Here is a 22122-nt window from a genome sequence, read left to right as displayed (position 1 = left end):
AGACCCAGCACCGAGATGACGATCGCGAAGAGCTTCATCGTCCCCTCCTCTCGCTGTCGCGTCTGTACATCGCCTTGATGCTCCCCCAGCTCGTCGCCTCAACGGGCGCGCCGCACGGCCCCGGGCAACCGTCCTCGTGCGCCCCGATGAGCACGCCCGCACCGTTGTTCTCCGGCAGGCATGGGGAGTCCTCGCACAGCGTGTGATCGCCCGCGAGGACGCCGCAGAAGAGCGGGTCGGTCGCCACGTTGTGGTTCCCGGCTTCCTGCCCGGCGATGATGCCCGTCCAGTCGCCGCCCGCGTTCCCGTAGATCGCCGTGGCCGTGCAGCTCACGGGACAGCCGTCGCTCGCGGCCGCCTCTCCGACGGTGCTGAATCCGATGATCGTCCGAGACACCGAGACCGTCGTGCCGGTCCACGCCGCGATGCCGGCGCCGCCGATCGTCGCGCCGTTCAGAACGAGCGTGCTCCCGCTCACCGACGGCGTCGAACAGCCGGCGAACGCGATGGCGCCGCCGTACGCCGCCGTGTTCTCCGCGATCGTGCAACCGGCCACCGCAGGGCTGGCGCACGAGTCCACGGCGACAGCGCCCCCTATGGACGCCGAGTTCCCGGTGAAGGTGCAGTCCGCCAGGGTGGGCGCCACGCTGTGCGACATGGCAACCCCGCCGCCGTACGTCGCGGAGTTGCCGGTGAACGTGCAGTCGCTCGGCCCGGGTGTCGCCGCGGTCAGATTGAAGGCCCCGCCCGCTATCCCCGCCTCGTTATCGGTGAACGTGCAGCCCGCGAACACGACGCCCTGGCTCTGCTCGTAGAGCACACCGCCCCCGTGCTCGCTGGCCGTGTTCCCCGTGAACTCGCAGTTGGTCACGCTGCCGCCGCGGGTCCACCACGTCTCGAGGCCGGCGCCCACGACGGCCGAGTTCCCCTGGAACGTGCAGTGGTCGAGGAAGATCTGGCACTCCTGGTCCGACATGAGGCCGGCTCCGCCATGCCCGGAGGTGTTCTCGATGAAGTCGCAGTGGGAGAACGTCGGGGCCGCGTGGTCCCAGCAGTAGACGCCTCCACCGTACGGCTCGTTGCCCGGCGGCGAGACCGCCCGGTTCCCCTGGAAGACGCATGCGCTGAAGACGGGCGCCGCCCCCGGGTGGTAGGCGCAGACCCCGCCGCCCCACCAGGCCTCATTCTCTCCGAAGTAGCAGCCCGTGAAGGTCCCTCCCGCCCCGCTGAGCACGATGCCGCCGCCGGCGATCTCGGCGTCGTTGGCGACGAAGCTGCAGTCAGTGAACGTCCCGGTCCCTCCGTTGTAGAAGACCGCGCCGCCGTGCATCGTGACGCTGTTCAAGTGGAACACGCAGTAGTCGAACGTGACGTCCGAGCTGTCCGAGTACACCGCCCCCCCCCAGTCGCTGTGACCGAGCAGGAACGTGAGGCCCGAGAACACCACGCCGTTCGCGTTCTCGACGTCGAAGATGCGTCCGGCAAGCTGCCCGTTGATGCTGGCGCTGCCCGGGCTCCCCGACTCGCCCGCGATGGTGAGCGGCTTGTCAACCACGAGACCATGCTCGTCGTGCGAGCCGTCCGCAAGAAGGAGCGTGTCGCCGGCCGAAGCGGCCGCGATGCCGGCGGCGATAGTGGGCTCGTCGGAGGGGATGCGGATGACGGCCGCGGGAGCAACCGAAACGAGGAAGACCAGGGACACTGCGGCAGCCACCGCGGCGCGGGCTGCGCTCAAGACGCGGTTCATGCAACACCTCCTAGCCGGGCTTCGGCCTGCCGCTCCTCTCCTCCGCCTGCGACAGCACCGTCCCCCGCGGCACGCTGTGCGTGAGCCACACGCCGCCGCCGATAACGGAGCGGCGGCCGATGGTCACGCGCCCGAGGATCGTCGCGCCGGCGTAGATGATGACGTCGTCCTCGACGATGGGATGCCTCGGGACGCCCTTGATCGGGTTGCCGTGCTCGTCCTTCGGGAAGCTCACCGCGCCGAGCGTCACACCCTGGTAGAGCCGCACGCGCCGTCCGATGACCGTCGTCTCGCCGATCACGACGCCCGTCCCGTGGTCAATGAAGAACGACTTGCCGATGGTCGCGCCGGGGTGGATGTCAATGCCCGTGCGGCTGTGCGCGTGCTCGGAGAGGATGCGCGGGATGAGCGGCGCCCCGAGACGGTACAGCTCGTGCGCGAGCCGGTGGTACGTCACCGCGAGCATGCCCGGGTAGCAGAAGATCGTCTCCTCCGGTGACGCCGCCGCCGGGTCGCCCTCGAACGCCGCCTCGGCATCGGTCGCGAGGAGCGCCTGCACGCGCGGGAGCGACGTGAGAAACGCGCGCGTGATCTCGAACGCGTCCTGCCCGTGCCGGTTCCGCCCCTCGCCCATGACCCCGAACCCGCACTCGATCTGCTCCGGCAGCGCGCCGAGCACGGCGTCGAGCACCACGCCCGCGTGGAACTTCATGGACTCGTCCGAGACGTCGCTCTTGCCGAAGTAGCCGGGGAAGAGCGCCGTGCGGAGCTGCTCGACGAGGTCCACGAGCACCGTGCCGGACGGCATCGTGCCGCGCTTCGAGGACGGGACCGCCCGCGGGAGCTTCCGACTGCCACGGCACAGGGCCTTTGCGATCCGTGTGATGTCGCCGGGCGCGCACGTGCCGGCCTGCGCTTTCCTGATCTTCGCCATCAGGTCTTCTCCTCGAAGATCGCCGTGCTCAGGTACCGCTCGCCGGCGTCCGGCAGGACGACCACGATCGTCCTGCCCGCGCTCGCAGGTTCCGCGGCCACCCTGCAGGCCACCGCCGCGGCGGCCCCGCTCGAGATGCCGCAGCTGATCCCTTCCTCCTTGTGAAGGCGGCGAGCGAACTCGACGGCCTCCTCATCGCTCACCGTCGCGATCTCGTCCACGAGCGTGAGGTCGAGGATGTCCGGCTTGAAGCCCGCGCCGATGCCCTGGATCCCGTGCCGCCCGGGCGTCGGCGGGCGACCCGCGCGGACGGCCGTCAGCACCGGCGACCGCGCAGGCTCCACGGCGATCGAGCGAATGGCCTTCCCCTGCGTGCCCTTGATGTAGCGACTCACGCCCGTGATCGTCCCGCCGGTTCCCACGCCCGCGACGAGGACGTCCACCGTGCCCCCGGTGTCGTTCCAGATCTCGGGGCCCGTGGTCCTGAAGTGGATCTCGGGGTTCGCGGGGTTCCTGAACTGCTGCGGCATGAAGTGTCTCGCGGGATCCGAGGCGACGATCTCCTCGGCCCTGGCGACAGCGCCGGCCATGCCCTTCGCGCCATCCGTGAGCACGATGCTCGCGCCGAAGGCCTTGAGCATCTTCCGTCGCTCGACGGACATCGTCTCGGGCATGGTGAGGATGAGTGGATAGCCCCTGAGCGCGCACACGAACGCGAGCGCGATGCCCGTGTTCCCGCTCGTCGGCTCGACGACCGTCACATCGCGCGACCCGGGCGTGAGGACGCCGCGCCGCTCCGCGTCCCAGATCATCGCGGCGCCGACGCGGCACTTCACGGAGTAGGCGGGATTCCGCCCCTCGATCTTCGCGAGCACGGTGCCCGCGAGATCGCGGGCGAGACGGCCGAGCCGCACGAGCGGCGTGTTGCCGATGGTCAGGCTGTTGTCATCGAAGATCCGCATCACTCGCCCCCGAAGCGCACCGGACGCGGCCACACAGCGGGGCTGATGGTACGGCGCGCGGCGCGGCCGGCGCAAGCACAGAGGGGCCCCCGGCGTCGGGCCGGGGGCCCCTTGAGACCACGGACTCCTCCGCGGAAGGCTACTTCAAGAGCGTCATCTTCACGGTCTGCTCGGTCTCCCCCGCCTTCATGCGGCAGAAGTACACCCCCGAGCCGACCTCCTTGCCCTCGCCGTCGCGGCCGTCCCACGAGGCACTCCGGACGCCCTCGCTCACGAACCCGTCCACGAGCGTCCGCACCAGCCGGCCGCTCACGTCGAACACCTCGAGGGTCACCCGGCCGCCGCCCGCCGGCACGTCGTAGCCGATGGCCGTCACAGGGTTGAACGGGTTCGGGACGTTCTGGCGCAGGCCGAAGCGCTCGGGGATCACCTGCGCGGGCTCACCGCCCTCCGGCACGTCCGTGCCGTACCCGCAGTAGATCGAGAACGCGAGGTCGATCGACTCGCCGGCGAATGGGTGCCCGGGCGGGTACACGAGTTCGAACCACGCAGGGTTGGGCAGCAGGGCCCAGACCGCATCGTCGTTCCAGTGGTCCACCGAGGCTTTCCATCCGAACAGCGCCTCGGGGTCGTCAGGGTACGCTTGCACCTCGAGCCAGTACACGATCGGGCGGTCCGGCATGCCCACCTGGTGGAACGCCAGCGGCCCGGGAATGCGGAACGTATAGCGCCAGCAGGTCCAGTCAGCCGGGAACTGGTAGCTTCCCGGCGGCGGGTACGGGTCGAACCACCCTTCCGGCGCATTGAACCACTCCTCGGCAACGAAGCCGCTCGGCCCGCCCGCCATGAAGTAGCGCGTCCAGAGCAGCTCGCCGGGCATGCTGTAGCCGGTCGGGCTCTCCCAGGCAGGGATGTCCGCCCGGATGCTGAGCCTGAAGCCGACGGCCTCCGGATCGCTCCCCCACGGCAGCCAGTCGCCGAGCCACGATCCCCAGATGCGGATCTGCGTCACGCGCCCAGGAGAGGTGCAGAGGAAGTCGTCGGCCAGCGCTCGGTCGTGGCTCACGTTGATGTCAATGCCCGACTCGCGAAGGTCCGGATACTGGATCCACTTGTCGCTGGTCTGAGGATGCGAGATGACGACCGCGTAATCCTCGACCTCTCCGTCAGGCGCGGGCCCCGACGGCCACGCCGTCCAGGCCTGGGTCGTGAAGCGGAATCGTGCGAACGTCTGAATGCCAGGGGTCGCCGCGCTGGGCACCAGGAAGCTGACCGTGCTCGTCCCTGCCGGGATGTACTGGCCCGTCAGGATCCAGTCACCCTGCGAGGAGAGCCAGAACCCGTCGCCGTTGAAGTCAACCCAGCCGCTCAGGTACCCAGGCGTCGATGCCTCGACCTGAACCTGTGCCCACGTGCCTGGCACAAGGGGCGACAGGAACGTGATGCCGTCCTCATCGTCCACGCCCGACAGGTCGTCGCCGAGCGCGTTCGCGTCGGGCTGCCCGTTGCCTTCCGAGTCCACGGTCTGGCCCAGGTAGACCCCGGGGACGATCGTGTGGTTCGCGCCGTTGCTCGCGCCCGAGAGCGTGGGGTACGGCGGGTCGGGGGCATCCCCCCAGTCCGTGCCGCCCAGCTCGGTGATGACGAAGGCGAGGTCAATCTGCTGACCCGCCAGCGGATGTGGCGGCGGATAGAACATCGGCTGCCAGTACCCGCCGCTCGGCAGCCAGTTCCACACGGCGGCGTCGTTCCAGTGATCCGGCGAGGTCTTCCACCCGAAGCGAACCGGCGGGACGGATATCAAGTCCTCCGGGCGCGCATGCAGGGCCAGCCAGTACACGACGGGCGCCGTCGGCGTTCCCTGCTGAAGGAACGCGTCGGGAGGTGGGATCTGGAAGTTGTACTGCCAGCACACCGAGTCTCCCGGGAAGATGGGTGCCTCCTGCGGGCCCCACCACCACTCCTGCAATCCGACGGCCCACTGCCTGACCTCGAAGCTCCCCGGCGCGAACTCCCGCGTCCAGAGCACATTCCCGGGCATGCTGTAGCCGGTTGGGCTCTCGCTCGCGGGGATGTCGGAGAGGATCGCGACCATGAACGTCACGGCTCCGGGGTCCCAGCCGAAGGGAAGGCGGTCGTACCGCCACGAGCCCCAGACGTGTATGTCCGTGATCAGGGTCCTCGCCGTGCAGAGGAAGTCGTCGGCAAGGACGATCCGAGGTTCCCCCGACTCGACCGCCGTCGCGTTGATGTCCATGCCGTAGGTCGAGAGGTCGGGGTACTGCACCCACTTGTAGGGATCGCCCGTGTTCCAGTCGGCCCCCGCGGGGCCACTCGCTGCCGCGATCAGCGCGAGAACGCACAGGGACATCGCTCGCCTTGCCATCGCTGCCCTCCTCGCCCCATCCTCTGGGGCCGCCCGACGGCGGGCGCCTCGAACTGTCTCCCGACGTGGGTATTGTACCACTGATTGCGCGTCGCTCCAACGACGAATGGCACTCACCCACGATCGAGGTGCGAACCACACGAAGCCGGGGCGCTCGTCCGCACCCCGGCCTGTACTCGACGCACGCGCATCGCGCGACGCCCACGGCCTTTCCCCACCTTCCCTGACCTAGGCTACCCACTCCTCCGAGAGCACATCCCCCCGCACCCCGACGACGACGACCTTCACCGGCACCTTGCGCGACGCCTGGGCGGCCGCCGCTCTCGCGAGCGCGACAAGACCTCGACAGCAGGGGACCTCCATGATCGTCACCGTGAGCGTGTTGATCTTCGCTTCCTCGATGAGCGTCTTGAGCTTCTCGAGGTACACCTCCTGGCGCTCGTCCAGCTTCGGGCACGCGATGGCGAGCGTCTTCCCCCTGAGGTACGAGCGGTGGAAGTCGCCGAGCGCGTACGCGACGCAGTCGGCGGCGAGAACGAGGTCCGCGCCCTGGAAGTGCGGGGCCGCCGGGTTGATGAGGTGCATCTGCACCGGCCAGTGCGAGAGCTCGGAGGGTTGCTGACCGCCGGCGCCTCGCTCGTTCCCCGCGGGCCCGCCACGCGCGGCGGGGCGCGGCCCGAACGACTGCGACCGCGACCCCGGGCACCCGCTCGCCGGCGCGCAGGCCGCAGGCTGCGACGGGGCGGTCGGGACCGCGATGCCCTTCTCGCGAAGGAAGGCGACGGCTTGGTTCAGGTACTCGGTCTGACCGTGGTCCTTGAGGTGCGCGAGGTGCGCCCGGATGGTGCCCGGCCCCTGCCTCACGATCCCCTCCATCACCTTCCGCTCGTCGTACGGCTCGGCCTCGCGCTCCTCGATCGTGATCGCGCCCTCGGGGCAGGTGCCGATGCACGCGCCGAGACCGTCGCACATGAGGTCGCTCACGAGCCGCGCCTTGCCGTCGATGATCTGAAGGGCGCCCTCGGGGCAGCCCGGGATGCAGAGCCCGCAGCCCGTGCACTTCGACTCGTCGATGGTGATGATGCTGCGCTTCATGCGTCCTCCGCAAGCAGGGTTCGCAGGATGCCCACCGCGCCCGCCGCGTCCTTCGCGTAGCCGTCGGCCCCGACGGAGTCCGCGAAGCGCTTCGTGACGATGGCGCCCCCGACCATGATCTTCGCCTTGATGCCGGCCTCGCGCAACGCTTGCACGACGACCGGCACCTGCGCCGCCGTCGTCGTCATGAGCGCCGAGAGCGCCACGGCGTCCGCGCGCTCGCGCCGCGCCGCCTCGACGATCGCCGCCGCGGGCACGTCCTTCCCGAGGTCCACGACGCGGTAGCCGTGGCTCTCGAGCATGCTGCCCAGGATGTTCTTCCCGATGTCGTGCACGTCGCCCTGCACCGTCGCGAGGACGACCGTCCCCTTCCCCGCCTCGGCGTGTTTCGGCAGGAGCGGCTTGATCTTGGCGAACGCGCGCTCGACGGCTTCAGCCGCCAGCATCATCTGCGGAAGGAACACCTCACGCCGCTCGAAGCGCCGCCCGACCTCCTCGAGCGCCGGCACGACGACCTCGTCGTTGAGCGCCATCGGGGCGATGCCCTCGGCAAGCGCCTCGTCCACGAGCCCTTCGATCGCCGCCGCGTTGCCGTCCGCGACCGCGCGGCGGATGCGCCCACGCACGCCGGGGTCTCTCGCTGCGCCCGCGCCAGGCGCGGCCGCGCTCTTCTTCTTGGCCCGGTGCGCCCGGACGTACTCCGCCGACCCGCGATCCCGGACCGTGAGCACGGACGACGCCCGGATGGCGGCCATCATCGTCGCGTCGAGCGGGTTCATGATGGCGGCGTCGAGGCCGGCCGCCATCGCCATCGAGAGGAACGAGACGTTGAGCGCGCTGCGGTCCGGCAGTCCGTGCGACACATTCGAGACGCCGAGAACCGTGGGAAGACCGAGTTCGCGCGAGACCGCGCGGATGGCCTCGAGTGTGCCGGGCACGCGCTCCTGCTCGGCCGAGGCTGCGAGCGTCACGCAGTCGAGGATGAGGTTCTCGCGGTCCACGCCGCGCCGCTCCGCCTCGCGGACGATGCCGCGGAGTACCGCGACCCGCTCCTCGGCGGACGGCTTCACGCCGGTCTCATCCAGCGCGAGGCAGACGACGCCTGCTCCGTGCCGCGCCGCGAGCGGGAGGATCGCGTCGAGCCGCGCGCGCTCGGCCGTCACGGAGTTGAGGAGGGGCTTGCCCGCGAGCTCGCTCAGGGCAGCCTCGAACGCGGCCGCGCTCGTCGAGTCCAGCGAGAGCGGCGCGGCGAGCGCGTTCTCGAGCGCGAGCGCCGAGCGCGCCATCGCGGCCGGCTCGTCCACGCCGGGGACGCCCACGTTCACGTCGAGGACGAGCGCGCCCGCCTCGGCCTGCGCACGACCGTCGGCCAGCACCGTCTCGACGCGGCCGTCGAGGACCTCCTCCGAGAGCGCGGCGCGGTTCGTCGGGTTGATGCGCTCGCCGATGACGGCGAACGGGAACCCGCGCCCGATCTCGACGGTCGCGGTCCGGCTCGAGAGCCTGAGCGCGCTCGGGACCGCTCGCGCCACCGGCCGCCGCTCCTCGACCGCCCGCGCGAGCGCCTCGATGTGCGCCGGCGTCGTCCCGCAGCAGCCGCCGAGCATGGACGCGCCGGCCGCGACCAGCCGCGACGCCTCCGCCGCGAACTCGTCGGGGGTCGTCGCATAGACCGCCTTCCCGTCGTGCGTCTCCGGCATGCCCGCGTTCGGCTGGGCGATGATGGGCGCGCGGCACGACTGCGCCATCCGCCCGACGACCTCGACCATCGGCGACGGACCCGTGGAGCAGTTCGCGCCCACGGCGAACGCGCCCATGGACGAGAGGACGGTGGCCGCGGTGACGGGGTCCGTCCCGGTGGGTGTCGTGAAGTGCTCGTCGAAGGTCATCGTGACGACGACCGGAAGCCCCGTGGCGTCGCGCGCGGCCAGGAGCGCCGCCTTCGCCTCGCGGAGGTCGATCATCGTCTCGACGATGATGAGGTCCACGCCGCACTCGGCGAGGAGCGCGGCCTGGGCACGGTAGGCCTCGTAGGCGTCGCCGAACGAGAGGTCGCCCAGCGGGCGGACGAGCCGGCCGGTCGGCCCGAGGTCGCCGGCGACGAGCACGGGTGCCTTCGCGCCTCCCGCCGCGCCGCGCTCACCCGCTCCCGCCGCCCGCCTGGCGATCGCCACCGCCGCCCTGTTGATCTCCGCGAACCTGCTCCGCTCGCCGATCGCGTCGAGCTTGATCGGCGTCGCGCCGAACGTGCAGGTCTGAAGCACTCGGGCGCCGGCCGCGACGTACGCGCGCTGGATCTCCTCGATGACCTGCGGCGCGTCGAGGGTCAGGAGGTCGGGCGCGCGGTGGCCCGGGACGCGCTCCATGAGGAGCGTCCCCATCCCGCCCTCGAAGACGAGGACGCGCTCGGACAGCATGCCCCTCAGCGTCTCGGCGTTCACGGCGCCGCGCCCTCCGCGCCGGCTGCGCCCCGCGGCGCGAGCCCCGCTCCCTCGACGATGCGCGGCATCACCGACTCCCACATGACCGGCATGACGTGCACGCCGGCCACGCCCTCGACCTCGCGCAGCGCGGCGATGGTCTCGCACGCGACGCGCACGCCCTCGTCCTCCGGGTTCGCCGCCGCCTCCATCCTCCGCACGACCTCGTCCGGGATGAGCATCCCCGAGACGTCCTTCCGCATGCGCTCGAGAGCGCGCGCCGACCGCGCCGGCAGCACGCCGGCGAGGACCTTCACGAGCTCGTGCAACCCGAGATCTCGCACGCCCGCCATCCAGCGCCGGAAGCGCGGCAGGTCGAACACGGCCTGCGTCTGGATGAAGTCGGCGCCGGCCTCGACCTTCTTCGCCAGGCGAGTGAGGCGGAGGCCCATCGGCTCCGCGAACGGGTTGGCCGCCCCGCCGATCAGCATGGCGGGAGGCGACTTGATCTCCTCACCGTTCATGAAGCGCCCCTCGCGCATGCCGCGCGCGGCCGCGATGAGCTGGACGGAGTCGAGGTCGTACACCGGGCGGGCGTCGGGCTGGTTCCCGAGCGTCGTGTGGTCGCCGGTGAGGAGAAGGAAGTTCGTCACGCCGAGCCCCGACGCGCCTAGGATGTCGCTCTGAAGCCCGAGGCGGTTGCGGTCGCGGCAGGTCATCTGGACGACGGGGTCCACGCCCGCGTCGAGGAGGAGCTTCGCCGCGGCGACGGACGACATGCGGACGATGCCGCTTTGGTTGTCCGTCGTGTTGACAGCGTCGGCGAGGCCCCGGAAGTGCTCGGCCTTCTTCGCGACCGCGGCGGCCGACGCGCCAAGCGGCGGCCCCAGCTCGCCGGTCACGATGAACCGGCCGGAGGCGATGGCCTCGCGCAGCGTGCGAGTCACGGCTCGCGCTCCTCGAGCGCCCTCCGCGCCGTCCGCGCGTCGAGCCGCCCGGCGACCTTCCCCACGAGAAGCTGCGGCCCCGGGATCCGTCCGCGGAACACGTTGAGCCACGCCGAGGTCCGCTCGAGCGTCCACTGGTGCGGCGCGACGCGCTCGGTGAGCATCGCGATGCGGCGAAGCGCGCGGGACCGCGCGTAGATGCAGTACCAGATGCAGCGCCGCTCCGGGTAGACCTCGCAGAACCCGCCGGGCCGCGTCCCGCCGCACGCGCCGTTGCGAAGCCGCTTCGGGCACCGCTGGGAACAGATGAAAGCGGTGTGGGAGAGCACGCACTCCCCACACCGCTGACATCGGAACACCGGGACCTTCACGAGGTCCTCGAGGAAGAGCGCGACGGCGTTCAGCCGGCGCTCGAACGACGGCCTCGCCCTGAGGTGCGCATCGAGCCGCCGTCCCACGAAGCCTCCCTAGTCCTCCACGACGATCCCCAGCTTCTGCATCTCTTCCTTCGTCATCTCGTAGCAGTGCTCGGGCTGCGGGAAGTCCTTCGACTTCACGTCGGTCACGTACTGCCGGAACGCCTTCCCCAGAACCTCGGTCAGGTCGCAGTAGCGCCGCACGAACTTCGGCCTGAACGCCGCGAAGTACCCGATCATGTCGTGCACGATGACGAGCTGGCCGTCCGCGCTCGGGCCGCCGCCCAGGCTCATGCAGATGATGTCCACGCTCTCGTGGATGAGCTTCATCGTCTCGGGCGGCACGCACTCGACGAGCATGCCCCAGCACCCAGCAGACTCGAGCGCCTTGGCGTCCGCCACGAGCGCCTTCGCGGCCTCGGCGGTCTTGCCCTGCACGCGGTAGCCACCGAGCGCCGGCGCCGACTGCGGCGTGAGGCCGATGTGCCCCATCACCGGGAGTCCCGCCTTCACCATCGCCTCGATGGTCGGCGCGATCCTCGCCCCGCCCTCGAGCTTGATGGCGTCGCAGCCGATGCGGATGAACTTCCCCGCGTTCCGGATGGCGTCGGCCGGGCAGGTCTCGTACGTCATGTACGGCATGTCGCCGATGACGAACGAGTGCTTCGCGCCGCGCAGCACCGCCTCGGTGAGCATGAGCTGCGCGTCGAGCGTCTGCGGGAGCGTGGTCGGATGCCCCAGCACCGTCATCGCGCCCGAGTCGCCGACGAGGATCATGTCCACGCCCGCCGCGTCCATGATCTGCGCCATCGGGTAGTCGTAGCACGTCAGCCAGGCGATGGGCTCCTTCTTGTGCTTCATCGCCCTGAGCGTGCTCAGCGTGACCTTCTTGCGTTCCTTCTGCTCCGTCATGTGTGGCCCCCTACGGCTTCGGGATCGCGAGCCCCTTCGCGCCGACCTGCGAGATCGTCGCCTCGGGGAAGTTCTCCTGGATCATCTCGTGGATGATCTGCGCGTACTTCACCTTCTCGCGCGCCCACTCGGCGAGCATCACGGGGCTCACCCACGGCTTGTAGAGCGCGGCGCCGGTCGCGGCGCACGCCGGGCCCGGCTCGATCTTGAAGTACACCGGCGCGAGCGTCCTCGCCACCTCGGGCGCATCGTAGAACCGCGTGAACCCGCCGAACGACTCGGTGAGGAGGATGTGCATGTCGAGCGGGAGGCTCACAACCTTCCGGATGGAGGCGTACTGATCGAGCGTGAGGTCGGCGACCGGGTTGAACGTGCCGGCGCCGAGCATCTCGAGCACCTTCGCGCCGGCGGCGTTGCCGTGCCCCGCGTACACCGAGACCTTGAAGGTGACGTCGGCCGGGATCTCCCCCGCCTTCTTCATCTCGTTCAGGAGCCACAGCTCGCCCTCGTCGATGGCGAGGAACCCGCGGAAGCCGATGTCGATGAGCGTGAGGATCTCGTCGATCACGTGCGAGAGCGCATCCGAACCGCGGAAGCGAAGACCCGACAGCGCGCCCTCTGGCGTGGCGACCTGGCGGCCCGTGTACCACGGCGTGCGGGGACCCGGCGTCATGATGACCTCGAGCTTCGCCGCCGCGGCCATCTGCGCGAAGTCGCGGAGTTCCTGCTTCGTGAGGTAGGTGGCTCCCATGACGACGGAGATCATCCGGTGGAGCGGCACCTTCCGCTTGTTCATCTCGTCAATGGCGGCCTCGAGCACGTTCGGCCGCTCGATGCCCGAGATCTCCATGCGGTACCAGGCGCCGTCCGGGAAGCGCTTCGTGCTGGTGGGAAGGTCGCGGGCGTCGGCCCCGGGAATGCCGTGCTTCTCCATGAGCTTCCGCGCGTCGGCGAGCTTCATGCAGGACTCCTTTCGGGCTGTGACTCCGCCTGGAGGTCGGCTTCCATCAACGTGTGGCCCGCGCTTCCCGGCCGTCCCCGACCCGCGCGGCGCCGTGTCGGACGAGTCTAGCAGAGGCCAAAGCGGGGGGGCAATCTCAATCCCCCAGCCCAGTTCTTGCCTTGACAGCCCCACGCCCGACGGGCTACCCTCCCCCGGTGTCCGTACACTGCCAGGAGGCAACCAGAAGACGCCATCGGGCCCCGGCCACGCGCCGGGCGAACCAGAGGAGGGAGGCCCCCATGAGGAACCGCTTCAGGCACGCGGTGCCTGTCGCCGTCATCGGCATCATCGCCCTGTGCTTCCTTGCCGGGTGCGAGGAGTGCCCGGACTTCGACAAGGAGGAAACCGGCGACTGCACGCTCACGGGCTACGTGCTCGACGCCATGACCGGCTACGGTGTCGCCAATGCCCTCGTCGAGGCCGGCAGCGCGAACGGCACGACGAACGAAAGCGGCTGGTTCTTCGTGCGCAACACGCCGTGCGGCGAGGTGGTCGTCGAGATCAGCGCCGACGGGTACATTCCGCTCGAGACGGTCGTAGCGATCAGCGACACGACGGAGCAGGACTTCGCACTGGTGCCCGAGTCGGAGTTCGACGACTGGCGCTTCATCCTGAGCTGGGGCGAGCACCCTGCCGACCTCGATTCGCACCTGTGGGTGCCGAGCGGTGATGGCTACTGGCATGTCTACTACGCCAACTCCGGCAGCCTGGTGGGTCCGCCGTACGCGCAGCTCGACGTGGACGACGTGACGAGCTACGGCCCCGAGACCATCACCGTCCGCAAGCACGGAGTAGACAACCGGACGGAGGACTTCTATCCCGGCGAGTACGTCTACGCCGTGAGACACTACTCGGGCCAGCTGTCCATCCCCGAGTCGGGGGCGCAGGTCCGCATCTACCGCGGCAACACGCTCGTGCGAACGATCAACGCGCCGCAGGGCACGGCGTCCACCGGCTGGTACTGGTACGTGGGGCGCCTCAACTGCAATACGGGCGCGTGGACGCTCGTGAACACGTACAGCTCCTCGATGCCGGTCATGCTCGCGGGTGAGGTCGAGGTCGCCAAGTAGGAGGCGCCGCACCAGCAGCACGGTGAACGAGCAGGGCCGCCCTCATCGGGCGGCCCTGTTGTTTCGGGGGACCATGGGTTGCCGGCGGTGCGGCGGCCGCGCGACCGCCGCGAGGACGCTGCTACCTGCGGCACTTCACCGGATGCGGGCCTCCGAACACGCGGCAGAACCTGAACGCCTTTCCTCCCGGCGCGACGGTCACGCGGCCGAGCGGAAGAGGCGCGCTCCTGCCGGACCCGCCGTGCGCCCCCGCCCCGAGCACCGCGACCTCATACTCGCCCGGCTCGACCGGGATGCGCGCGATCCAGATCGTCGCCGGCAGCGTGATCCAGCTCCGCGTGTCGGCCTGCTCGGTCTCCGCGACCGCGACCGTCGCGACGTCCTCGAGCACGGCGCGCAGCGCCCACGACCAGAACCCGCCGCGGTCGTCGTCGGCCTGCGTCCGCCGCTTCTCCTCCCTGTCGTGCTTGGCCTTCATGAGGGCCACCTGCTTGGCGGTCGCCCTCATCGTCGAGCGGAGCTGAAGCGCCGGGAGCCGGCGGTCCAGCACTTCTCGGGCGAGCGCGTCGAGGTCCTGGGCGAGTTCGGCATCGGCCGCGGGTGGCACGGGGCTCCCGGGACCGGCGCGGCGGTCCTGCGCACCCGGTCCGCCTTCGCCAGCTCGCGGGGCGGCGGCCGCGGACGCCGCGTAGCCTCCCCCGCCAGCCGCCACGCTCACATACTCGGGAAAGGCGATCTTCACGAGGGCCGCGAGGCCGGACGCGCCGCGAAAGTCCTCGGGCACGAGCGGCGCGTAGATGGGAACCTCGACGGACGCCTCGCGCTTGTAGGGCGCCCAGCCGCTCTCGACGACGACGACGATCTCCGTGTCGGGCCGCTCGCGGGCCTCGAGGGCCTCGAGGGACCGCACGAGGCCGGCGGGGGGCGCGACCCCGAGCGAGAGCCCTCCCCCGCCCTCGTACGCGGCCACCGCGAGCCGATAGTCCACGCGCGCGTCGTCGAGCTTCCCGACCGACTCGTAGATGAGACCCGAGAGGTACCGGATGAACCCGTCGTCCTGGTAGCGCCGGTCGTCCTCGTACCTGGCGTCGAGCTTCCGGAAGACCTCGTCCAGGCGCCGCAGCTCGACCAGAGCACCCTCCATGTTCCCGAGCGAGAGGTAGTTCCGGGCCATGTAGTAGTGCAGGTACGCCCGCTCGTAGTCCTCGCCCGCGTACGGCTTCACGGCCTCGTTGACCGTGTAGTCGGTGAGGGTCTCGGACACGCTCCACGGCTCAAGCGCGTCGGAGGCGGCCGCGGCGGCATCGAACGCGGCGTTGCTGGCGGAGAGGTCGCCCGCCATCTGGAGGAACTGGCCCCGCATGGCGTGATAGAGGAAGGCGTCGCGGGAGGACCTGGCGACGGCCGTGCGGTCGAGCGCCTTGACGGCGCCCCGCGCGTCGTCGGCGTAGGCGCGCGCGAGCGGCTCGCAGATGACGCGCGCGTGCTGAGCGCAGCCGCCCAGAAGCGCGGCGAGGGCGATGGCGGCCGCCGACGCCGCGGCCCTCACCGCCCCCGCCGCTCGAAAGCGCACGTGGATCCCCTTCGCCGTCACCTCTTGAAGAGCGCCTTCACGGCGCCCCACGTCGCGTGCGTCACCGGGCTGTCGCACCCCACGATCTCCGAACCCATGTACACACCGCACGAGTTGTTCGCGGGCGCACACGGCGACGCCGCGTCGAGCGTGTAGACGGACAGCGCCGCGTCGCAGAAGAGCGGGTCGGTCGAGATGTTGCCGCTGACGCCGGTCTGGTCCGTCATGTTGGCGCCGTAGTTCCCGCCGACGTTGTCCCATACGTCGCAGCAACTCAGGGTCATGACGTCCGTGGGCGCGTAGCAGGCCACGCCGGCGCCTCCGGTGTTGCCCGCGACGATGCAGTTCGTGAGCGTCGCGCTGTCGGAGAACTTGCAGAGGACGCCGCCGCCGATGCCGGTTGCCGAGTTCCCGACGACGGTGCAGTTCAGGAGGATCGCGCTGTCGAGAAGCACGCCTCCCCCGCCGTCGCCGCGACCGGCGAACGTCGCCTCGTTCGCCTCGAAGCGGCACCGCTCGACCACCACGCCCCCGGATCCACCGATCCGGGCGCCTCCCCCCACGCCGGCGACATTGGCGCCGAAGAGGCAGTCCTCCAGCTCCATGTCAAACGCGTTCTGCGCGTACAGGCCGCCGCCCACGCCCTCGGTCGTGTTCCCGGCGAAGTGGCATCCCACGATCGAGGGCCTGGACGAGTAGACGCCCACGCCCGCCCCGTACCCCTCGACGTCGCAGAACGCGATGACGCACGACTCCAGGAGCGGACTGGCGCCGCCCACGATGCTCACGCCGCCTCCGAGGCCAGCCCCTCCGCTCACGACGCAGCTCACGACGTAGCAGCCGGAGATGGTCGGCGACGCTCCATCGATGCGGAGCCCCCCGCCTCCGTGGAGGTGGGTCACGGTGTCATGATCGTACCCGTTCCTGATCATGATGTTCCGAACCTGCGCCGCCCTCGTCTCCCCCGAGTGGAAGTGGAACCCGCGGTGCGGGTCCGCGATGCTCCCCTCGCAGTCGATCTCGCACGTGAGCGCGAACTGCGCCTCCGAATCCAGGACGAGGTCCTTCCCGCCGAAGTCGATGTCCCGGTTGCGGTCGCCCGTGTACGTGCCCTCGGCCAGCCGGATCGTGTCGCCGACCGCGGCCGCGTCCACGGCGGCCTGGATCGTGGGGAAGTCGCCCGTTCCCTCGGGGTTGACGAAGTGCGTCGCCGCGCCGCAGGGCGACGCGACGGCAAGGCACAACGCCCCGAGCACGATGATCGTCCTCACTGCGCATCCCTCCCCGATCGTCCGTGCACTGCTAGAACCTCGTCTTCGCGCCCTCGACCAGGTGCTTGCGCTGCGCCGTGCCGTACCAGACCTTCTCCCACGAGCGCAGGTCCGTCAGCCACAGATCCACCTGGTAGAAGACGATGGCCTTCTTCCCGGCCTGGTCCACGATCGAGCTCACCGTCCCCATGAGCATGAAGTCCGCGCCGCTCACCCCCCGGTCCACGTCCGGAGCGACGCCCTCGCCGCGCGCCATGCGGCGCTGCCACTCGACCTCGTCCATGAGCGCCGAGCGCACGTCGGGGTCGGCCACGAACCGGATGCGGCCCGACGCGAGCAGCACGCGCTGGAGCTCGTTCATGAAGACGTCCTTGTTGATGTGCTCGCTCGTGTTGTTCTCGATGTCGCCAAGCACGATCCTCGGACGCGTCTCGCCCTGCTGCCCGTGGAACTCGGGGAGCCACGCCCCGTTCAGGCACTGCGGGATGAGGTCGTCCGCGACGGCGCGCGCGTCGGAGTCATTCCAGCGGCCCGTGATGTAGCCCTCGGTGCTCGGATCCACGTTGGCGACCCTGGTGCCGCCGCACCCGGCGAAGACCAGGCCACAGAGCAGCGTCGCTGCGGCAAGAGCGAACAGCCTTGTTGCGGACATCCCAGACCTCCCTTGCGAAAGGTGACATCAACGCGGCCGGCGCGGGCACCTCCGCTCAACGCGCCGGCGCCGGGTCCTTCCGGCGCCCATACCTGTACTCGACTGCGTCCTTCGTGGCAATCGAAAAAGGGCATCCGGCAGGCTGCCGGATGCCCCTTGACACACGGCGGGGCCGGGGCCGATGCTCCTCCGCAACCGTAACCGAGCACCCGAGGATCGGTGCGCTGCGCGCCGGGGAGGACGAACATGCCTGCATCGAGACGCATCAGCGGACCCGTCACGTTCATCCTGGGCCTTGCGCTCATCGCGTTCGGAGCGTGGGGCGCCGTCGCCTCGCGATCCGCCCACACGCTCGTGCCGCTCCTCAGCGGCTGCGCGCTCACGTATCTCGGCTGGCGCGGAGGGCGCACGGCGACCATCGTGCTCGGGCACGCGCTGGTCGTGATGGGGGCGTATCTCATCACCTGGGGGGTGTACCTGCTGCCCTACTCCAAGCCTGTCCCGGCGCACGTCTTCGGGCGGCCGCTCTTCTGGGGGTTCATCACGCTCTTCGGGGGCATCTGCGCCATCTACCACGGCTTCTGCGACTGCGTGATGAGAAGCGCCGCGCGCAGAACGCGCCCCGAGAGCTCGTAGCCCCGGCGCGTCTCGTAGCGCTCGTCGAAGAGGTTCCAGCCCTCGACGCTCATGCTCAGGCCCTCGATCGGCAGAGCGAGTTCGACGGCCGCGTCCACCACGGTGTGGCCGGCGAGCGTCTGCGTGTTCGCCGCGTCCGTGAAGACCTCGCCCGAGCGCCTGAGGCGCGCCTCAAGACGCGCCCGCCCCACGCCCGCCTCCGCCGCGAGCGTGTGCTGCGCGCGGGGGCGGTATGGAAGATCGAGCCCGGACCCCTCGTCCCGGGCCGACGCGAGGTCCGCCGCGTACGAGAGCGTGAGCGGCCCGAGCCGCGCCGACGCGTCGAACTCGACGCCCGAGAGCGCGGCCTCCCCGACGTTCTCCGGCCGCCAGACGCCCCCGGACTCGCTCCAGACAATGAGGTCGCTCGCGCTCGACCGGTAGGCCGTGATCCCGACGCCCACGGAGCCCGCGGTCGCGCGGCCCCCGGCCTCGACCGTGACGACGCGCTCGGGGCTGAGGTCCGGGTTCCCCTCGGTCCACGGGTCGGCGGGCCAGTGGAGCTCGTTCATCGTCGGCGGGCGGTACGCGGTGCCGACCGACGCCCACGCGCGCGCCTGTCGCCCCACGGCCGCGATCCCGAGCGCGCCGGAGCCGGCCGCGCCGAAGTCGGTCGTGTGCGCAAGTCCGCACTGCGCCGCGCACCGGAGGACGCTCCGCCCCGCCGCCGCGCGCGCGACCACGCTGCCGCTCCCCCGCGACCGGCGCCCGATGTCCGCGTTCCACGGATCGTGGCTGTCGAGCCTGCTCACGTCGTACGAGGCGGCCACGAGCGACCGCACAGGGCCCTCGGGCGTGATGTCCGCGGCGAGCACCGCGCCCGCGGACGACACGACGTGCGTCGGCGATGAGAACGAGTCCTCGTAGCGCTGCTCGTGCCGCGTCGCGTAGACCGTCGGACGCGCCCGGCCGATCTCCCGAAGGCGGAACCTCGCCAGGACGATCTCGTCGTCGAGGACGCCCGCAGACCACGGCGCGTCGGCCGCCCCCGGGAGCCCGCGTCGCGCGTCGAGGTAGGTCACGCCCAGCTCGCCCGCGACCGTGGCCGCCGTCGCGCGGCACGACCAGCCCGTGAGGCTCGCCCCGTCGCGGGGCAGGTCCTCGCCGAGCGCCGAGAGCGACGCGCTCCATCCCGCGCCGCCCACGCCCATGGCCACCGCGCCCCCGTTCCCGCCCGCGGACGCGGCCAGCGAGACCCCCGACGGCGCGCTCGGCGCCACCGCGATGGCGGCCTGCGACGCCCCCGACGCTCCGAGCCACGCGAACGGCCCGCGCGCCACGGTCGCCTCCCCGCCGAGGAGGTCCAGGAGCGCGAGGTCGAACGTCCCGTTCTGGACGCTGTTGAGGGGAACGCCGTCGTACTCGATCGCGACGTGCTCGGCGGGCAGCCCCCGGAACGAGGGGAACGCGCTCGTCCCGTAGTCGCCGACCGCGGCGTGCTCCGCGAGCGCGAGCGAGCGGCTCACGCGCGCGCCCTCGGCGACGACCGCGCCGGGCCCGAACGCGTCGAACCGCTCCGGACGGTCCGCCACGACGAGGACCTCGCTCATCAGGTACTCGGCGGGCCCGGGCGCCGCCGCCTCAGGCTCGAGCGTGTCAACGGGGACATCACCGGCCGCAACCGGCGCGACGCCGAGCGCGACGGCTGCGCACCAGAGCCCGACCGCCAGGATCAACGCGCGGAACCCCATGTCGTCCTCCTCCCGAACTCCGACGACCGTGCGCACTCACCGGCCGGGGCACTCAGCCGCCACGGCAGCATCGATGCCCTTGTCGCCGTACGCCTTCGTGTAGCTCCCCGCGAACTCGCCCGCGAGCTTCCTCGCACGTTCCTCGTACGCCTTCGGGTCCGCCCAGGTGTTCGACGGGCGCAACACCGATGGACCCTCGATGCCCGGGCACGACGTCGGCACGCCCACCTTGAAGAACGGGTCGCACTCGTACTCCGCCGACGCAAGCTCACCGGAGAGCGCCGCGCTCACCATCCGCCGCGTGAGGTTGATGTCGAACCGCTTCCCGACCCCGAACGGCCCGCCGGTCCACCCGGTGTTCACGAGATAGACCGTCGCTCCGTGCCTGTCCATCCGCTGGCCGAGCATGGTGGCGTACACGTCGGGGTTCCTCGGCATGAACGGCGATCCGAAGAACCGCGAGAACGTGCTCACGGGGTCCACGATGCCCGTCTCGGTCCCGGCGAGCTTGCTCGTGTAGCCCATGAGGAACCAGAGCATCGCCTGCTCGCGCGACAACCGCGCGATCGGGGGCAGCACGCCGTTCGCGTCGGCCGTGAGGAAGAGGATCGTCCTCGGGTGCGACGACGTGCTCGAGGCCTTCGTGTTCGTGAGATACGACAGCGGGTACGACCCCCTCGAGTTCGGCGTCAGCCGCTCGTCGTGGAGGTCGAATCTCCCGTCCGGGTACATCATGGCGTTCTCAATGATCGCACCGTGTCTCTCGACCGGGGCCTCGTGGAAGCACGCGCGGTAGATCTCGGGCTCCTTGTCCGGGTTCAGGTTGATGAGCTTCGCGTAGCACCCGAACTCGAAGTTGGCGATGCCGTTGTCGCTCCACCCGTGCTCGTCGTCGCCAAGAAGCGCCCGCGACGGGTCCGCGGAGAGCGTGGTCTTCCCCGTGCCCGAGAGCCCCAGGAGAAGCGCGCAGTCGCCCTTCGGCCCCTCGTTCGCGCTGCAGTGGATGGGGAGGATGCCCTCCGCGGGCAGCATGTAGTTCATCACCGTGAAGATGAGCTTCTTCACGCTGCCGCAGTACGCCGAGCCACAGACAACGCCGATCCTGCGATCGAAGTCCATGGCCACGGCCAGCGTGGAGGTGTGACCGAGCCTCGGGTCGACTCTGAGCCTCCCCTCGTAGCGCGCAGGGTCCAGCTTGCGGTACGGAAGGACGAGGAGCGTGAAGTGCCTGTCGCGGAACGCGCTGCGCGCGACGATCTCCTCCGACCAAGGCCGGAACATGTTGTCCACGAAGAGCGCCGTGAGCGCGAAGTCTCCCACGACGTGCACGGGAAGGGCGTAGGCGGGGTCGGCGCCGACGACGCGCTCGGTGACGTAGACGCGGTCCGCGTCAGCAAGCGCGGCAAGCGCGTCGTCCACGAGCATGTCGAACGTGGAGGGCTCCATCGGGATGTTGTTCGCGCTCGTCCAGTCGATGGTCGCTTCGCTCTCAGGACGGCGGACCATGTAGGTGTCCTTGGGACTCCGCCCCGTGGACTCCGGCGGCGTCCACGTCGCGAGCGCTCCGCACGCCGCCGGGATGGCCTCCCGGTTCGCGACGGCCTCGCGGATCATCCGCTCGCGCGGCATGTTCCGTCGGACGCCCCCGTGGGCTCTGAGAAGCTCGGTCAGTCTCCGCTCCAAGGACATCGGTTCCCCCCGGATGATCGCTGTGGCCGGTCGCTCAGCAAACGCGCTGCCGGCCATGATAAGGGCCGCCGGAGGCCGTGTAAACCCGCAACAGGGCCGATTTCCGCTCCCGATTTCGTGACTGTGCATCATAATCGGTGCCGAGTCCCTTCATGGTTGCCCGCCGCCCAACATTCCCCTTGCGCATTCCGGCACACTCACGGTATTCTGCCGCGCAACAGTTCGGCGCACCTGACGGCGTCGTTCAGCGCGACACCGATGCCGCAAGCGTGAGAAACGCGTTCAGGACCGCGTGCTCACAGGACTCTTGAGGAGGTGAGTAGGTGGTGAGGAACAGGACCATCGGGGCGGTTCTCGTCGTGTTTGCGGTTGCGCTCGTGTGCATGCCCGGCTGCCAGCAGAAGCAGGAGACGCCTGCGACCGAGCAGCAGCCCGTGACCGAGACCGAGGCCCCCGCGACAGAGCAGGTGGCGTTGACCTGCCCCGTGTGCGGCGCGTCCGTCGCAACGCCCGGCGAGTTCACCGCGGAGTACGAGGGCAAGACCTACGACTTCTGCTGCGCCGAGTGCCGCGACAAGTTCACGGCGGCCCCGACGACGTACGTGACGCCGCCGGCGGCAGAGGGCGAGACGGCCACGCAGTAACGAAGCAGAGTCACGCGCGAGAACAGCACAACGGG

18 protein-coding genes are annotated in these 22122 nt (G+C 70.4%); 3 read left to right on the top strand and 15 right to left on the bottom strand.

What is annotated here, in order from left to right; genetic code table 11:
• Positions 1 to 34 precede the first annotated feature (34 nt).
• The 10 genes from FJY74_05285 to FJY74_05240 form a co-directional block, all read right to left on the bottom strand.
• Positions 35 to 1747 (bottom strand): right-handed parallel beta-helix repeat-containing protein, encoded by a 1713-nt coding sequence (locus FJY74_05285; protein MBM3307719.1) that lies wholly within the window; start codon positions 1745 to 1747, stop codon positions 35 to 37.
• 10 nt (positions 1748 to 1757) lie between these two features.
• Positions 1758 to 2681: a serine acetyltransferase gene (locus FJY74_05280; GenBank protein ID MBM3307718.1), complete on the bottom strand. Its 924-nt coding sequence runs from the start codon at positions 2679 to 2681 to the stop codon at positions 1758 to 1760.
• Positions 2681 to 3643, bottom strand: coding sequence for a cysteine synthase A (gene cysK / locus FJY74_05275; protein ID MBM3307717.1), 963 nt, complete (start codon positions 3641 to 3643; stop codon positions 2681 to 2683). Before cysK ends, FJY74_05280 begins: the two co-directional genes overlap by 1 nt.
• Before the next feature lie 139 nt (positions 3644 to 3782).
• Positions 3783 to 6029, bottom strand: coding sequence for a hypothetical protein (locus tag FJY74_05270; GenBank protein MBM3307716.1), 2247 nt, complete (start codon positions 6027 to 6029; stop codon positions 3783 to 3785).
• Between the two features lie 228 nt (positions 6030 to 6257).
• Positions 6258 to 7124 carry a 4Fe-4S binding protein gene (locus FJY74_05265; GenBank protein ID MBM3307715.1) on the bottom strand — a complete coding sequence of 289 codons (867 nt, stop codon included), beginning with the start codon at positions 7122 to 7124 and terminating at the stop codon, positions 6258 to 6260.
• A complete protein-coding gene (locus FJY74_05260) occupies positions 7121 to 9565 on the bottom strand; it encodes a homocysteine S-methyltransferase family protein (protein MBM3307714.1) in 2445 nt (814 codons plus the stop codon). The genes FJY74_05265 and FJY74_05260 overlap by 4 nt, the downstream gene beginning before the upstream one ends.
• On the bottom strand, positions 9562 to 10491 hold the full coding sequence (locus tag FJY74_05255; protein MBM3307713.1) for a methylenetetrahydrofolate reductase: 930 nt from the start codon (positions 10489 to 10491) through the stop codon (positions 9562 to 9564). The genes FJY74_05260 and FJY74_05255 overlap by 4 nt, the downstream gene beginning before the upstream one ends.
• A complete protein-coding gene (locus FJY74_05250; protein MBM3307712.1) occupies positions 10488 to 10949 on the bottom strand; it encodes a methylenetetrahydrofolate reductase C-terminal domain-containing protein in 462 nt (153 codons plus the stop codon). Before FJY74_05250 ends, FJY74_05255 begins: the two co-directional genes overlap by 4 nt.
• A gap of 9 nt (positions 10950 to 10958) precedes the next feature.
• Positions 10959 to 11819 carry a 3-methyl-2-oxobutanoate hydroxymethyltransferase gene (panB, locus tag FJY74_05245; protein ID MBM3307711.1) on the bottom strand — a complete coding sequence of 287 codons (861 nt, stop codon included), beginning with the start codon at positions 11817 to 11819 and terminating at the stop codon, positions 10959 to 10961.
• A gap of 10 nt (positions 11820 to 11829) precedes the next feature.
• The gene (locus FJY74_05240; protein ID MBM3307710.1) at positions 11830 to 12780 is read right to left on the bottom strand and encodes a hypothetical protein; all 951 of its coding nucleotides are present in this window, start codon (positions 12778 to 12780) and stop codon (positions 11830 to 11832) included.
• A 281-nt stretch (positions 12781 to 13061) separates the two neighbouring features.
• Here FJY74_05240 and FJY74_05235 point away from each other — a divergent pair, with 281 nt between their 5' ends.
• Positions 13062 to 13892, top strand: a complete 831-nt coding sequence (locus tag FJY74_05235) for a carboxypeptidase regulatory-like domain-containing protein (GenBank protein ID MBM3307709.1) — start codon at positions 13062 to 13064, stop codon at positions 13890 to 13892.
• 121 nt (positions 13893 to 14013) lie between these two features.
• Here the strand turns inward: FJY74_05235 and FJY74_05230 are convergent, their stop codons facing one another.
• Genes FJY74_05230 through FJY74_05220 form a run of 3 tightly spaced genes read right to left on the bottom strand, consistent with a single transcriptional unit; the run spans position 14014 to position 17388 of the window.
• Positions 14014 to 15486: a hypothetical protein gene (locus FJY74_05230; GenBank protein MBM3307708.1), complete on the bottom strand. Its 1473-nt coding sequence runs from the start codon at positions 15484 to 15486 to the stop codon at positions 14014 to 14016.
• A complete protein-coding gene (locus tag FJY74_05225; GenBank protein MBM3307707.1) occupies positions 15483 to 16736 on the bottom strand; it encodes a right-handed parallel beta-helix repeat-containing protein in 1254 nt (417 codons plus the stop codon). The genes FJY74_05230 and FJY74_05225 overlap by 4 nt, the downstream gene beginning before the upstream one ends.
• Positions 16737 to 16767: 31 nt before the next feature.
• Entirely contained in the window at positions 16768 to 17388 is a 621-nt protein-coding gene (locus FJY74_05220; GenBank protein ID MBM3307706.1) for a hypothetical protein, read from the bottom strand.
• 444 nt (positions 17389 to 17832) lie between these two features.
• Here FJY74_05220 and FJY74_05215 point away from each other — a divergent pair, with 444 nt between their 5' ends.
• Positions 17833 to 18024 (top strand): hypothetical protein, encoded by a 192-nt coding sequence (locus tag FJY74_05215; protein ID MBM3307705.1) that lies wholly within the window; start codon positions 17833 to 17835, stop codon positions 18022 to 18024.
• Here the strand turns inward: FJY74_05215 and FJY74_05210 are convergent.
• Both FJY74_05210 and FJY74_05205 read right to left on the bottom strand, forming a co-directional pair.
• Complete coding sequence (locus FJY74_05210; GenBank protein ID MBM3307704.1) at positions 17958 to 19754, bottom strand: TonB-dependent receptor; 1797 nt, start codon at positions 19752 to 19754, stop codon at positions 17958 to 17960. The two genes, FJY74_05215 and FJY74_05210, sit on opposite strands and share 67 nt — an antisense overlap.
• Positions 19755 to 19790: 36 nt before the next feature.
• Positions 19791 to 21443 (bottom strand): phosphoenolpyruvate carboxykinase (ATP), encoded by a 1653-nt coding sequence (locus FJY74_05205; protein ID MBM3307703.1) that lies wholly within the window; start codon positions 21441 to 21443, stop codon positions 19791 to 19793.
• Positions 21444 to 21826: 383 nt separating this feature from the next.
• On the opposite strand from FJY74_05205, the gene FJY74_05200 reads away from it, so the two are divergent.
• Positions 21827 to 22087: a YHS domain-containing protein gene (locus FJY74_05200; protein ID MBM3307702.1), complete on the top strand. Its 261-nt coding sequence runs from the start codon at positions 21827 to 21829 to the stop codon at positions 22085 to 22087.
• Positions 22088 to 22122 lie beyond the last annotated feature (35 nt).

The organism is Candidatus Effluviviaceae Genus I sp., from assembly GCA_016867725.1.
Classification (GTDB): domain Bacteria; phylum Joyebacterota; class Joyebacteria; order Joyebacterales; family Joyebacteraceae; genus VGIX01.
Note: the sequence above shows the minus strand (reverse complement) of the source record. Positions and strands in the feature narration are given on the sequence as shown.